Source organism: Undibacterium sp. RTI2.2, assembly GCF_035018705.1.
In the GTDB taxonomy this organism is placed as follows: domain Bacteria; phylum Pseudomonadota; class Gammaproteobacteria; order Burkholderiales; family Burkholderiaceae_D; genus Undibacterium.
The window spans coordinates 23333-37457 of the sequence record NZ_JASJXN010000018.1; the positions used below are offsets into that span (position 1 = coordinate 23333).

Sequence of the window (14125 nt, forward strand, 5' to 3'; positions counted from 1 at the left end):
TTCTCATAAAATAGAAAATTCCGATATAGATGCATATTTCCAGAATTAATCATCTGGCTTCATCTATACAATCAAATCAAATTCGCTTTACACCTCTTCCAATGCAAATCTGATAAAAACTATATGAACCCGACGCCTTTTTCCATGCCTTTTCTTCAACTTCAAGCCGAAATTGTCCCTCAACAAACCGCTTTAAGAACTGCGATTACAGAAGTATATCGTCGTGATGAAGCTGACGCTGTGCAATGGCTGCTCGCCAATATTAATCCACATTCTGGTTCGGAGCAGACTGTACATCAATTAGCCCATCAATTGGTGAGTTCTGTGCGTCAGCAGCGTACCCGTGCATCCGGTGTTGATGCGCTGATGCATGAGTTCTCTTTATCGTCGGAAGAAGGAGTCGCTTTAATGTGTCTGGCCGAGGCTTTGCTGCGCATTCCAGATCACCAGACCGCAGATCGCCTGATCGCTGACAAAATCAGTAAAGGTGACTGGGCAAAACATCTGGGCGAGTCACCATCACTGTTTGTCAATGCGGCGACCTGGGGCTTGCTGGTAACGGGTAAATTAGTGTCGACTAACAGCGAACAAGGTTTAGGTTCTGCGTTAACCCGATTAATTGCCAAAGGTGGTGAGCCTTTGATACGCAAAGGTGTGGATCTGGCGATGCGTATGTTGGGTAACCAGTTTGTTACTGGACAAACCATACAAGAGGCGATTAAAAATAGTCAGGATAATGAGAAGCGCGGCTATCGTTATTCCTACGATATGTTAGGTGAAGCGGCGCTGACTGCGCATGACGCTGCTTATTATTTGAAGTCTTATGAAACTGCGATCCACGCCATAGGCAAAGCATCTAACGGACGTGGTATCAAAGATGGACCAGGTATTTCAGTCAAATTATCGGCATTGCATCCACGCTATTCGCGTGCACAAAAAACCCGCACGATGACTGAGTTGCTACCAATTCTAAAAAATCTGCTGGTACTGGCAAAGCAATACAACATCGGTTTGAATATTGATGCAGAAGAGACTGATCGTTTAGAACTGTCTTTAGATTTGATGGAAGCATTAGCATTTGATCCTGACCTGGCAGGTTTTGATGGCCTGGGTTTTGTAGTACAAGCCTATCAAAAACGCTGCCCGTTTGTGATTGATTATCTGATTGATCTGGCGCGCCGCAGCGGCCGCAAGTTTATGGTTCGTCTGGTCAAAGGTGCGTATTGGGACGCAGAAATCAAGCGTGCGCAAGTCGATGGTATGAGCGGCTTTCCGGTCTATACACGCAAGGTATATACCGATGTCTCTTATCTGTTTTGTGCACAAAAATTGTTGTTGGCGACCGATGTAATTTATCCGCAATTTGCTACTCATAATGCGCTGACCTTGTCGGCTATTTATACCTGGGCGCAAAAAGCCAATATCACGGATTATGAGTTTCAATGTCTGCACGGTATGGGCGAAACTTTGTACGATCAAGTGGTCGGCAAAGATAAATTGAATAAACCTTGCCGCATCTATGCGCCAGTAGGTTCACATCAAACTTTGCTAGCTTACCTGGTGCGCCGTCTGTTGGAAAATGGCGCTAATTCTTCTTTCGTTAATCAGATTGTTGATGAAGCTGTATCGATTGAATCCTTGATTGCTGATCCAGTTAAGGTCGCAACAGAACTGGCTGGCACGCCACATCCGGGTATTGCCTTGCCTAAGGATTTATTTGGAACGGAGAGAAAAAATTCTGCTGGTCTGGATTTTAGTAATGAGATTGAGCTGCAAAAAATCAGTCAGTATTTTGCAGAAATCAGCCAGCAAGAATTAATAGCTCAACCCATTTTGCATGGTCAAGTTTCTGCCACTTTGGCAAAACCAATTAATAATCCTGCGGATCATAGCGATATAGTAGGTAAGGTGATTGAAGCGAATCAGCAAGATGTGCAAACAGCTTTGGAACAAGCAGAAGCCTATGCACTTGACTGGCAAACAGTAGCACCGTCAGAGCGCGCCGGCATACTGAAAAAAGCAGCCGATTTGTTAGAAGCACAAACTTTAGATTTTATGGCTCTGGCGATTCGTGAAGCAGGAAAATCTTTACCAAACGCCTTGGCTGAAGTGCGTGAAGCAGTGGATTTTTTACGTTACTACGCAGCGCAAGTTGAGTTTTTACCGAATACGCTGGCGCTTGGTCCCGTAGTTTGCATCAGTCCATGGAATTTCCCTCTCGCGATTTTTATTGGTGAATTCAGTGCTGCTTTAGCCGTAGGTAATGTGGTCCTGGCTAAGCCTGCAGAACAAACTCCTATCATCGCTTATCGTGCGATTCAGTTATTGCATGAGGCTGGTGTGCCACGCGCTGCCTTACAATTTTTACCTGGTACCGGTGAAATCGTTGGCGCGCAACTGGTTGCTGATCACCGTGTCAAAGGCGTGATTTTTACCGGTTCTACAGAGGTAGCGCAAATCATTAATCGTACTTTGACTCAGCGTGCGATTACAGAAAATATCGATCTTCCTTTAATTGCAGAAACCGGCGGTCAAAATGCCATGATTGTTGACAGCAGCGCCTTGCCGGAACAGGTTGTGAATGATGTGTTGTCGTCAGCTTTTGACAGTGCAGGTCAGCGTTGTTCTGCTTTACGCGTTTTATGCCTGCAAGAAGATATCGCTGACAAAACAATAGAGATGTTAAAAGGAGCCATGCAAGAATTGCGTATAGGCAAACCCGATCAGCTGGCGATTGATATTGGTCCTGTGATTGATGCGGATGCGCAAAAAGCTTTACAGACGCATATTGACCAGATCAAACAAAAGGCGACTACCAGTTATTCATTAGCCTTAAGTGAATCGTGCAAAAACGGTACCTTTATTGCACCTACTGTGATTGAAATCAAATCACTCTCAGAACTGACGAAAGAAGTCTTTGGTCCTGTCCTGCATATTTTGCGTTATCAACGCGATCAGCTAGCAAGCATTATCGATAATATCAATGCGTCTGGTTTTGGTTTAACCTTGGGCATCCACTCCCGGATTGATGAAACCATTGATTTCATTACCAGTCGTGCTCACGTCGGCAATATTTATGTCAATCGCAACATCGTTGGCGCAGTCGTTGGAGTGCAACCATTTGGTGGCGAAGGTAAATCTGGCACGGGTCCCAAAGCTGGCGGTCCTTTGTACTTAAAACGTCTACAGAAAAATCCTTCCAGTAGTTTGGGCGGACATACCGTGTATGAGCGCCAGTCGCCAGAAGCACTAGAAGCTTTACTGGTGTGGGCAAAAACACATGGTCATGAAAAAATTGCCGAACTGGCAGATCGTTACGCTCACAACAGTCCTTACAAAATGACTTTGGTATTGCCAGGCCCGACTGGTGAACGGAATACTTTGTCATTTGCGCCACGCGGTAAAGTATTTTGCGCAGCAAGCACCGTTAATTGTCTGTTAAATCAAATCGCAGCTTTGCTTGCAACAGGTAATACACCGGTTATGCCAGCACAAACAATTGCTTTATTGCCATCTGGCTTACCTGCGATCGTACAGGATTTGATTAAACCGTCAGAGGCGGGTCAGGATGAGCTTCAGTTCGCTTTGGTTGAAGGTAACCAGCTAGCTCACTACAAGTCTGTTTTTGCAGCTCTGGACGGTGCTATCGTCTCGGTAATCGAGATGCATGAAGAGACCGAGGCACCTTTATGGCGTTTGGTGGCTGAGCGTGCCTTATGTGTGAATACGACGGCAGCGGGTGGCAATGCCAGTTTGATGACTTTGCAAAGCTAAGTTGGTAAGTAAAAATTAGGTGTAAAAAAAGCGGCTAAGTGTTTTAGCCGCTTTTTTTATAGCTTTTTTTAAGTTTATTTTTTAGTTTTCTCTAAGTCTGTTGCTAATTCTTTAGAAGCTTCACTTATTTTTGCCATCATAGGTACTATCATTTTTTGCATGGCTGCCATCGTGTTTTGCATCATGACAGGCATTTTTTTAATGTAAGCCTGACCAGCATCTGATTTATAAAACGCAATAATTCCGTTGACGTCATCTTGCGTCAGGCTCTCGCTATATATGTTGATGAACATCGGTTCCAACTTTTCCCATTTCAGTTCTTCTGTCTGAATTGCAACGATTTTTGTTCTGAATTTCTCTAGCTGCTTTTGCTGCGCCTCTGTTGCTGGCTGACCTTTTAACGCCTCTGCCATTACATTTTTCATCATGCCGTCTAACTGCTGGGTCAAATTGTTCAGCATGGATGGAGTATTGGTTAACACAAATAACTGCCGGATTGACTCTGGGCTAGGTTTGTTGTCTTGAGCAGAAGCTGGATTAATCGTAGCAAAAACAGTAAATAAAGAAACCAGCAGTAGAGATTTAAATTTAATCATTTTAAGTTCCAGGCAAATTGAAAGTGGGTTACTGCAAAAACGAACTCGAATTTTACGGTTGGATTGTTTAACCAGCAATGTCTTTAAGCGATTTTTGATTTGACGTGCTTTCTTGGTTTATAACAATAAGTTTATATATATAAATAGTAGTAATAGTTAACGTCAGGTGTTTTCTGTGGATAACTAGGTTTTTATTTTCATAATCAATGCCTTACAGAAAAGATAAGCAGATTAAAAAGGCTTGTATTAAAACAGGACAGTTATTGGACAAGTTTTTTACTTGATTAACTAAAGTGATTTAGCCACATCCTGTTCACTGGATATCCCGTTAGTTATCCACAAAACTTACTAGGAATAAGTCTTATTGTTTTTTTGTTTGCTGATTTATGTAACAAGAGTTTTAGTTCTGCTTGATATCAACCACCGCAGAAGAGGTTACTAAACTCCTTGGCCTGGAAATACGGTATTGATCGCAACACTTTTTGGAGATTATTAGAATTTGGGCGTCCAATCAGAGTGCGGCTTATAGCCCGATTTGCTTCTAACAAGGCGATATCTATTGGACTTACAGTTTTTGGAATTTCGCCTTTAAAGTTTTATCAATATTGTTTCTATCTTCAAACGCATCACGGCATTAGCTGGTGCTCATCCCCTATAGATTGCCTCCCTCGGCATTGGTTTTACTCTATCGTGCCTTTAATGGTGCTGAATTCAGCTTGTTTCGCCAAAAAATTCCGTATTGCGTTCATCTTTCAGGTTTTTCTTATGCATTGATCAAAATCAGAGAAAAGCTTGTTTCTTCACATCATTTTAAGGGAGAGCCTTTTCTTCGTTTTTCAGGGGAAAAGGAAAGGGTTTGTTGTTTACATTAAGGTATATATATAAATAGTAGTAATAGTTAACGGGGTCGTTTTTTGTGGATAACTCTGTTTTTCTGAACAAAATCAATCTATTACAGAAAAGATAAATACCCTGATAAGCGGTGTACTTTACGAGAACAGTTTTGGGATAACAATTTGGCAGAACGTAAAAGTAGTGCTTCTGCACAGACTGTCCTGTAGATATGCAGAGGCTTATCCACAGCTAAAACCAGTATTCCTACGTCAAAGCTGATCTGCTTTTTTTAAAATCTGCGGGGCTAGGCGTTGTAGACTTGTTGCCAGTAATTTGATGGCAATTTTTTGATATGCCGGTAGGTGGCGGCTGTAAACGGCCGTATATTCCAGATTAGCCTCACCACCTCTGGCGCGTTTGAACTGGCTCGCACCGGAGCTGTAATGCAGTTTGAGTTTGCGTTCTTTGGCTTGCTGCAATAGCAAAGCCATTAAGCGTCGATACAACCCTAGCTCTTGCGGCAAGCTAGTGTCGTAGCCAATGAGTGGAGTAGTAATCCATCCGCTTTGGCTATTTTCGTAAAGACCTAAGACACCGACCAAACGATTTTGAAATCGTAAGCCATAAAGATCTAAAAATCGCATTTCTTGGCACAACTCGAAAAAAGCCGGCGTAAAGTCTGGGTTGAGTCTGGAGTATTTTTCTATGAATAATTGTCGAAACAAGCTGCGTAAATGAGGAAGATCGCTAGTTAGTATTTGTTCTGGCCTAACGATCTCAAGTTTTCCATCCGAAAATAACTTGGCATCTTGTCTGACATGATTGCGTTTCCACAGCGGTGCGAGTTGAGGATCGCAGGTGTAAATCATGCGTGCTGGAATTAAATCCCAAGACTGCGCTCGCAGACTGGAGGCCAGTTCTGGTGTGACCTCACTACAAACATTGCGCATCATTAATGGCCGGTCTGGATATTCACCGATTAATTCTTCCGTCATTTGCGCAATATCTTGTGCTTGCCAATCAGGATAGAGATTGGTGGACACCAAATGATTGCCGACAATTGCAGATTGATCTATGCCACTGGCGCTGATTAAGGCAGCGAGGGGACTAAAAATACAATTGATGCCTGTATTTGCGATAGCCCGCAGTTGACTTAGACTCGCAGGTAACTTCGCAGATATTTGTCCACAGGCTTCTTCTCTGGCGTAGCGTAACCAAGTTGATCGTGGACTGCTGACATAGCTGCTGTGGTTGCTATTGCTGTTCTTGCTGCCAATCTCGCTAGGTCTGAGTAAGCTGACTGGTTGCGTGCTACCGGCAATAGTGATGGCATTAATCTGGCAATCTGCGTTGCTTAACCAATGCGACCCGCCACGGGCTTTGGCATCGATTAGCCAGAGCGCATCAGCGCAAACGCGTGGCGGTAGGTTGGAAATCAATTTTCTGAGATGTAAATTGGCTGGTTGGTAGTTTGCGTTTTAGTGTCCTCATCTACCTAGTTAGACTTTTTGATACAGATGCATACCACCATAAATTGCGGATTTATCGCTTGCATACAAAGCCCGGTTATGCGCGCGGTCCGTATGCCAGGCGGAGATCAAATGCGCCGGCAACATCGCTTCTAATGGCGAGTCGCTGCCACCGGTACGGAACACCACTTTGGCGTCTGGTGCGGCGGTGCGGGTGACTTCTTCCCATAACTCAGTTAATTGCTGCTGATCCATCCAATCCTGAGCATCCAGGAACAAATAAGCATCCATAGATTGATTCGCTTGCTTGCGTAAAAACTCGGTCAGGCTAATGTGATGAGGATGCACGCGGTCTATGTTTTGGCGCAAATCTTTGAAATACGCTTTTTGTAAATACATAGGCAAAGCGGCTTGTTTGCTGGTGTCGTGCCGTCTACCAAAAGCTTGCTGTGCAAAACAGTTTTGCTCGATAGGGAAGTCACATGCCAGATGGCGCATTCTTTCTTTAAACAATAAATGCAGGCCATCTTTAGCATCATGTTTGAGCGCCGCAAACTGCGACGGCGGAATGCCTAGGCTATACAAAGCAATCGGCTGTTTAGAGATAAAGCGGAATAAAGCGGTATCAAATATCGGTGCTAAGTAATGATCGAACAAGCTCTTTTGCTCAGCCTGATTGCGTGCAGTGAGGATTTTTTTCATATCGCCGCCCATGATGCGGACGAAGAAATGTGCAAAACCAATAAAGTCACCCAACAGGCCATATTGGTAAGCGTTGTCGCTAAAGTAGTGGTAACGCGGTTTGCCTATTAGCTTGCCGGTGAGTGAACGGCTTTCCCAAAAATTGCTCGCGTCTTCTGACAAATGCGGCCGAATGTGGCGCTGATATCGTTTTAAATTATCACTCTGGTCGGCTTTGCCCAAAAAAGCCAGAACCGCATCGTAATCGGGTAAATGCTTGATGGCTTTTTTCTTCATGTCCAGCATCGCAAGATGCGCCGCGTTTAAATCAACCGCATGCACAGCATTAGGGTCGGCTGCCAGATAGGCCAAAGCGTTGCAGCCACCGGAGGAGATCGTCAAAATATTCGCGCCCGGCTTTAACTGCAATGCATCCAAGTCAGATTTAGGATCTTCCCAAATTTGGGCATACACCAGACGACTAAACCAATGCGCAAATAAGCGATCAGCAATCCCTTTACCGCCAGACGTCGTTGAGTTGATTACTGCCGCGTTGATGAGTGTCTTCGTATTCATGCCAGCCCCTGATTAGTGATGCGGTTTAATCTCGGTCTAACTGTAGAAACGCAAGGTGACAGGCTGGTGACCGTTTGATGAAGAATGTGTGAAATGTATACAAAATGACGACAGAGTGTTGTTTTGACAGCTCAATATCAAGGTGACAGTCACAATAACCAAGTGGAGAATTAAATAATACTGGTAATGGGTATATTTGAGTTGTCCATATAAAGTCTGGACAATAAGCCATTTTCACTAAAAATAATGGGGAGTATATAAAAACGATTGTTTTATATTGATCAATCGACGCGTATTTAAGCAAGGGATTGCTTACTACTTTATTTGTGACCGAGCATCGACGTTTGCCGACGTTTGCGCAGTTGTACTATGCTTTTACCTAAGCGATATCGCCACCAGGCGTTTTTCACAAATTGGTATTCAGCATAGTGAATGACTCTTGGTCCCCAACGGGTTTTAGACACATCTTCACCCACAGACAAATTAAGCCGTTGGATATTTTTGTCCAATGACCAGCGAATAATTTCGACCAGTAAAGTAGTCATCACGCTATATCTGGCGTATGCCAAATCGTAGCCTGAGTAATACAGATATAACTCCTCGCCCATTAAAAATCCCATGCGGATAGCGACGATTTTGCCGTCGATCTCCAGAGAAAAAAGTTGCATTTTGTCTGCAAAAGGTGTTTTTAAAAGACTGGTAATCAATGCCTTATGCAGAGGATTAGAAAAATAATCTGGATGCTCTACCGTCAATTGTGCGCTGGCTCTGCTGCTGTGCAAGTGATAAAAAACCGGCAAATTTTCTGTCAGAGCCTGATGTCCTGTGACGACTTTTAACACCGGCTGAAGTTTGTCTCTCGCTAATGAGTTATAGCAGTGGCGTATTGATTCTTTGATGTTGCGCTTCAACCCGCTGCGGAAACTGTCCCAGTCTTTGCCCAGATCCAAGACGTAGTTGCTGATCTTGCGCTTATCTATTTGCCGCATAGCGCAGCGGTGAGTAAATAGCTGCTCACTGTTCTCATCACTGACAATCATTTGCTGTTCTGTGAATCCAGATAATTGCGGCCGATAAGGTGCGGCTAAGTGCTGAAAAACATCTTTTTCATAGCTAGGCAAAATTAAGGGTGTACGGATTTCTGTCAGATTGGGGTCTGCACCAAACGGCCTTACATAGCGATAGATAGAGAACGCTTTACGTCCTAGATAGCTGATTGCGTATGGCGCAACGGCGACCAGTTGATCTTTATCATAAAAGGCGATGATCGATAATTCGTCGCGACGAAAAACAGTTTGAACAGAAAATATTTGCCACCAGCTGCGGTTCCAGTCATAAGTTTGAAACGGCAGCAAAAAGGGAACAAGTGCTTCTAATGCCCGCCACTCAACAGAGATGGCGTCGAATTCGCTGGTGGTACTTAAAACTTTTATGTGCATCTGATAGCTGGCTAAGTGGTGACAAGAACGACGGATAAATGAGCGTTTGGGTTTGTATATAGCCGCGTATCTGGCTGACTAAATATCTGGGGGTTATGGACGCTCTGCCAGTTTTTTTAAATTATTTAAGCCAGAGTCAAAATCGGGACCAACCATTTTGTCCATCAAAGGAGCGAAGAACTTCATCATCAGGTTGCCCTCGCTAGTGCCTTTCATAGTCCAGCTTACTTTGGTGGATACGACTTGATTACCTGAAGCAGCCGCTGTCACTATTGGCTCGAATAAAAAGTGACCGGTCGATGGTTTGCCCATACCTTCAAAATGTAATTCATAGTCAATCTGCTGGTTAGGTATTACCTGGGTAAATTTCATCCCGCCGTTACCCTGGCTTTTACTTTGCCAGTCCCAAGCAGCATCTTTACCTGCTGCCGGACCAGTAAACGTCATCTGCATGGCGGGATCGCGCTGGTTCCATACTGACCAGTTTTTCCATTCGCGGGTAATAACAACCAAAGGGTATATTTTCTCTATAGGTGCACCGATTACGATGCTGCGCGTTATAGAAAAGTCATTTGGAAGCACCATGACAACAATTAAAATGAGTACGACGATACCGACGATAGCGCCTAGTAAACGTTTTACCCATTTAACGATGTTCATTTTGTGCTTTCAAGCTTGTTATAAGAACGGGTTTTCATTCTGATGACAAAACTGAAAAATGACAAGGATAGTACAAGAAAGATATTTACAAAGGATTACATCTGACACATTTATTTCCTTTTCTTTTAAACTGATACATCTATACTGAAGTACATCTGGACGATACTTTTCTCCAGAAAATATTAAAAAAAGGTCAAAAAAATGGAAGCCAAACAATCTTCTAATCGCATTCATCCATTGCTTGCTACTGCGGCAGTTGCTGTGACGCTGGTATCACTGGTCGGTGTTGCCGCGATGACTGGCTTGTTTCCAAACTCGCAGGGAACGATTGCTCAGACAAATAACGCTGCCATGAGCGCCTCTGCGCCGATGACGGATAGCAATGGCAAACCAATTTATCCTGCCGATGTGTCAAGGCAAAATCAGAATTCTGGTTCTAACCAGGGTTCATATCAAAACCCGAATCAAAACTCCAATGTTGCACGTCAAAGCGAATCAAACGAGCGTAGTTCCAACGTCGCCGCTGTATGCGGACATTGCGGTCGGGTTGAATCCATTATCGCCATCCAGCAACAAGCAAAACCAAGCGGTCTGGGTGTAGCTGCTGGTGCCATTTTGGGCGGCGTGTTAGGTCATCAAGTTGGTAACGGTAATGGCCGTACATTGGCCACCGTAGCTGGTGCAGTCGGTGGCGGTTATGCCGGTAACGAAGTAGAAAAACGCAACAACACCAACACGGTCTATGAAGTGAAAGTCAGAATGGATGACGGTACTGTTCGTACTTTCCCGCAAAACGGTTGGCGTGTTGGTGATCGCGTTAAAGCGGTCAATGGTTCGCTGCAATCGATGGGTTAATTAGAGTTAATTAGATTTAACTTATTTTCAAATACGCTGAATCAGATGTAAAAAGAGGCGATATCGCTTAGTCGATATCGCCTCTTTTTTATTTGTTCCTGATACGTTTGCTACTCTTATTTACCGCACGCGACCAACCGCGACATCCCATTGCTGCATCAATTCACCCGCCTGATCTCTACTCATTTCCGGTAAAAAAGTACGCTCCATTTGCCATAAAGCAGCACACTCTTCCTGATTTTGGTACACCCCTACACCTAGTCCCGCCAAGTACGCTGCGCCTAAGGCCGTCGTTTCGGTCACCTTTGGCCGTACCACTGGAATGCCCAACAAATCTGCCTGAAATTGCAGCAACAAATTGTTCGCCGCTGCGCCGCCATCCACGCGTAACTCGTTGATCGGCGCTACCGCATCGCGGGTCATCGCTTGCAGCAAAACGGTACTTTGGAATGCGATCGATTCTAGCGCTGCGCGAGCAATGTGCGCGACCGTAGTGCCGCGACTCAGACCTAAAATTGCCCCCTTGGCCGAGGGTACCCAATAGGGCGCACCCAAGCCAGTGAACGAGGGTACAAACACCACGCCGCCAGAATCCGGCACGGTGGTCGCCAAATCTTCTACGTCCGTCGAGTGTTGAATCGCCTTTAAACCGTCACGCAACCACTGCACCACTGCGCCGCCGATAAAGACGCTGCCTTCTAATGCGTATTGTGCTCTTGCGTCGGTCTGACAGGCGGCTGTGCTGATCAAACCGTTGTGAGAAGTCGCACATACGGAGCCTGTATGCAGCAACATAAAACAACCGGTGCCGTAGGTGTTTTTTGCCATCCCTGCGCTAAAACACGCTTGTCCAAACAGCGCCGATTGCTGATCACCAGCGATACCAGCAATCGGAACTGGATGATCAAAAATCGTCGCGTCACCAAAACGATGGCTGGATGGATGCACGCTTGGCAGCATTGCCCGTGGAATAGTAAAACAGGCCAATAATTCTTCATCCCACTCGGCACTGTGAATATTCCACAGCATAGTGCGTGCCGCATTGCTGACATCGGTCACATGCAGTTGTTGGCCGCTCAGTTGCCATGCTAACCAGGTGTCGACGGTACCAAACGCCAGCTCTCCGCGTTCCGCTTGCTGACGGGCGTTTGGTACATGGTCCAGAATCCATTTCAGCTTAGTCGCAGAAAAATACGGATCCAGAATTAAGCCGGTTTTTTCCTGTATGCGCTCCGTCCAACCCTGACTACGCAGCTCGTCACAATAGGCCGCAGTGCGCCGGTCTTGCCAGACGATGGCATTAAAAATAGGCTCACCAGTCCGACGATTCCAGACGATGCTGGTCTCCCGCTGATTGGTAATCCCCAGCGCCGCAATTGCCTTACTTGTAATACCTGCCGCACTTGCCGTAGCCAATACTTGCTTACAAGTCGCTAACTGGCTGTGCCAAATCTCCATAGCATCATGTTCCACCCAACCAGGCTGAGGGAAAATCTGCCGGAACTCCTGCTGAGCCGACGCAACAATATTGCCACCTTCATCAAATAAAATACTACGGGAACTGGATGTGCCTTGGTCAAGTGCGAGCAGATAAGTCATGTTGGTATATGGATTTTTTGCTAAAAGATTGCAGTGTAATTCAGACGCGGGATGTAAGCGGAGTTGAGGATGTTGCAATGCGATAAATAAGATGATTTTTTGAAAGGTTATTAATATACTCATAGTGTGTATATTTAATTGTCCATATAATCACTGGACAATACGGCATATTTTATAAAAATTGGGGGGGAGTATATTAAATCACTTGCTCTACAATTGTTCATTGAGGGATCAACGTTGTGTCAGCCAAAGTAGTCATAAGTTGTCGCCAAATTACACTGATAGCTATATCGTTGAAAAAATTATTTGAAAAATTCGTTTCAACAAAACTATCCAGAACTAAACTAGCCGTACTAAAAATACGATACTAACCACCCAAAAAATGTCTCTATGTACACAGGCTGCCTACAACTAAAAATCAGGGACACCAAAGACGATACGCAGGAAATTTCTTTCCCGGCTTTGGTGATGTACCCGACAGAAGTTCCCGCAATTCCAACCAGTTTTGGCCCCTATTCGATTGATCTGAGTATGGATGCGCCCATCGCCAGTGGACGCTTTCCACTTGTCATCGTGTCGCATGGAAATGGCGGTTCGCATTTGTTATACCGCACGATTTGTACGCATCTGGCACAGCATGGTTATATCGTGGCGATGCTGGAACATTACGGCAATAATCGTAACAACAATTCGCTAGAAAACACCTACGAAAATCTGGTCAATCGACCACGCCATGTGCGCATGACGATTGATGAAGTCAGTACCCATTCTGTTTTTAAAGCTAGCGTAAGAGTAGACAATATCGCGGTCATCGGACATTCCATTGGCGCTTATACCGCCTTGGCGGTTGCCGGCGGCGAGCCGTGGTCAAAAGACCGGCGCAAGGTGGAGGTAGTCGTTGATACACGGGTCAAAGCATTGGTGTTACTGGCACCCGCAACGCCTTGGTATCTGATGCACGGATCGCTCAGCGCAGTGAATATACCTATCCTGATGCTGACCGGAGAACACGACCAGTACACACCGCCCTGGCATGCGGATCTGGTGTCAGACGGCGTCGCCGATCGCGCACTGGTAACCAGACGTGAGATCAAAAACGCGGGACACTTCTCTTTTTTAAGTCTGTTTCCGGCGCACATGAACAGCCCGACATTTCATCCATCCACAGACCCAGAAGGCTTTGATCGTGAGGCATTTCATCAGATATTACCGAGTGAAGTGCTGGCTTATCTTGATCGTCATTTAAAAGTGCGTTAAATCTACGCGCTACGTTAAAAGCTAAATCAATGTCAAAAAACGTCTTATTTATTTGCAGTCAAAATCGACTGCGCAGTCCGACTGCAGAACAAGTTTTTGCGAATCATCCTGGCATTGAAACCAGCTCTGCTGGATTGAATCACGATGCAGAAAATCCGGTTACCCCAGAGCTGGTCGAATGGGCTGACTTAATTTTTGTGATGGAAAAAGCGCATCGCAATAAGTTATCAGCAAAATTTAAAAAGCAGCTGTCGAAAGCCAAAGTGATTTGTCTGGATATACCTGACGATTATGAATTTATGGATCCAATGTTGATTCGCTTACTGCATGCCAAAGTGAGCCGTTTTTTGCCTGCGCTTTAAATGACTGATCAGGGCTTATAAAC

General features: G+C 44.9%; 10 protein-coding genes. 4 read left to right on the plus strand and 6 right to left on the minus strand.

Annotation, left to right across the window (positions count from 1 at the left end; all coding sequences use genetic code 11):
* Positions 1-123 precede the first annotated feature (123 nt).
* Positions 124-3774: a trifunctional transcriptional regulator/proline dehydrogenase/L-glutamate gamma-semialdehyde dehydrogenase gene (putA, locus tag QN395_RS11505; protein WP_323492080.1), complete on the plus strand. Its 3651-nt coding sequence runs from the start codon at positions 124-126 to the stop codon at positions 3772-3774.
* 74 nt (positions 3775-3848) lie between these two features.
* Here the strand turns inward: putA and QN395_RS11510 are convergent, their stop codons facing one another.
* From QN395_RS11510 to QN395_RS11530, 5 genes are all read right to left on the minus strand, one after another.
* Entirely contained in the window at positions 3849-4370 is a 522-nt protein-coding gene (locus QN395_RS11510) for a DUF2059 domain-containing protein (protein WP_323492079.1), read from the minus strand.
* A 1103-nt stretch (positions 4371-5473) separates the two neighbouring features.
* On the minus strand, positions 5474-6643 hold the full coding sequence (locus QN395_RS11515) for a hypothetical protein (protein WP_323492078.1): 1170 nt from the start codon (positions 6641-6643) through the stop codon (positions 5474-5476).
* Positions 6644-6703: 60 nt separating this feature from the next.
* The gene (locus tag QN395_RS11520) at positions 6704-7930 is read right to left on the minus strand and encodes a DUF3419 family protein (RefSeq protein ID WP_323492077.1); all 1227 of its coding nucleotides are present in this window, start codon (positions 7928-7930) and stop codon (positions 6704-6706) included.
* 320 nt (positions 7931-8250) lie between these two features.
* On the minus strand, positions 8251-9369 hold the full coding sequence (locus QN395_RS11525) for a GNAT family N-acetyltransferase (protein ID WP_323492076.1): 1119 nt from the start codon (positions 9367-9369) through the stop codon (positions 8251-8253).
* Between the two features lie 93 nt (positions 9370-9462).
* Positions 9463-10029: an SRPBCC family protein gene (locus QN395_RS11530; RefSeq protein ID WP_323492075.1), complete on the minus strand. Its 567-nt coding sequence runs from the start codon at positions 10027-10029 to the stop codon at positions 9463-9465.
* A 201-nt stretch (positions 10030-10230) separates the two neighbouring features.
* Between QN395_RS11530 and QN395_RS11535 the strand changes: the two genes are divergently transcribed.
* Positions 10231-10884 carry a glycine zipper 2TM domain-containing protein gene (locus QN395_RS11535; protein WP_322120652.1) on the plus strand — a complete coding sequence of 218 codons (654 nt, stop codon included), beginning with the start codon at positions 10231-10233 and terminating at the stop codon, positions 10882-10884.
* A gap of 120 nt (positions 10885-11004) precedes the next feature.
* Here the strand turns inward: QN395_RS11535 and glpK are convergent, their stop codons facing one another.
* Positions 11005-12483 carry a glycerol kinase GlpK gene (gene glpK / locus QN395_RS11540; RefSeq protein WP_323492074.1) on the minus strand — a complete coding sequence of 493 codons (1479 nt, stop codon included), beginning with the start codon at positions 12481-12483 and terminating at the stop codon, positions 11005-11007.
* A 390-nt stretch (positions 12484-12873) separates the two neighbouring features.
* Between glpK and QN395_RS11545 the strand changes: the two genes are divergently transcribed.
* The gene (locus QN395_RS11545) at positions 12874-13740 is read left to right on the plus strand and encodes an alpha/beta hydrolase family protein (RefSeq protein WP_323492073.1); all 867 of its coding nucleotides are present in this window, start codon (positions 12874-12876) and stop codon (positions 13738-13740) included.
* A gap of 29 nt (positions 13741-13769) precedes the next feature.
* Entirely contained in the window at positions 13770-14102 is a 333-nt protein-coding gene (locus tag QN395_RS11550; protein WP_322120650.1) for a low molecular weight protein tyrosine phosphatase family protein, read from the plus strand.
* Positions 14103-14125: the final 23 nt, after the last annotated feature.

Excerpts from the sequence above, each read along its gene's own strand:
- QN395_RS11510 (WP_323492079.1), bottom strand. The coding sequence starts at position 4,370 with ATGATTAAATTTAAATCTCTACTGCTGGTTTCTTTATTTACTGTTTTT.
- QN395_RS11530 (WP_323492075.1), bottom strand. The coding sequence starts at position 10,029 with ATGAACATCGTTAAATGGGTAAAACGTTTACTAGGCGCTATCGTCGGT.
- QN395_RS11525 (WP_323492076.1), bottom strand. The coding sequence starts at position 9,369 with ATGCACATAAAAGTTTTAAGTACCACCAGCGAATTCGACGCCATCTCT.
- glpK (WP_323492074.1), bottom strand. The coding sequence starts at position 12,483 with ATGACTTATCTGCTCGCACTTGACCAAGGCACATCCAGTTCCCGTAGT.
- QN395_RS11545 (WP_323492073.1), top strand. The coding sequence starts at position 12,874 with ATGTACACAGGCTGCCTACAACTAAAAATCAGGGACACCAAAGACGAT.
- QN395_RS11535 (WP_322120652.1), top strand. The coding sequence starts at position 10,231 with ATGGAAGCCAAACAATCTTCTAATCGCATTCATCCATTGCTTGCTACT.
- QN395_RS11520 (WP_323492077.1), bottom strand. The coding sequence starts at position 7,930 with ATGAATACGAAGACACTCATCAACGCGGCAGTAATCAACTCAACGACG.
- QN395_RS11550 (WP_322120650.1), top strand. The coding sequence starts at position 13,770 with ATGTCAAAAAACGTCTTATTTATTTGCAGTCAAAATCGACTGCGCAGT.
- putA (WP_323492080.1), top strand. The coding sequence starts at position 124 with ATGAACCCGACGCCTTTTTCCATGCCTTTTCTTCAACTTCAAGCCGAA.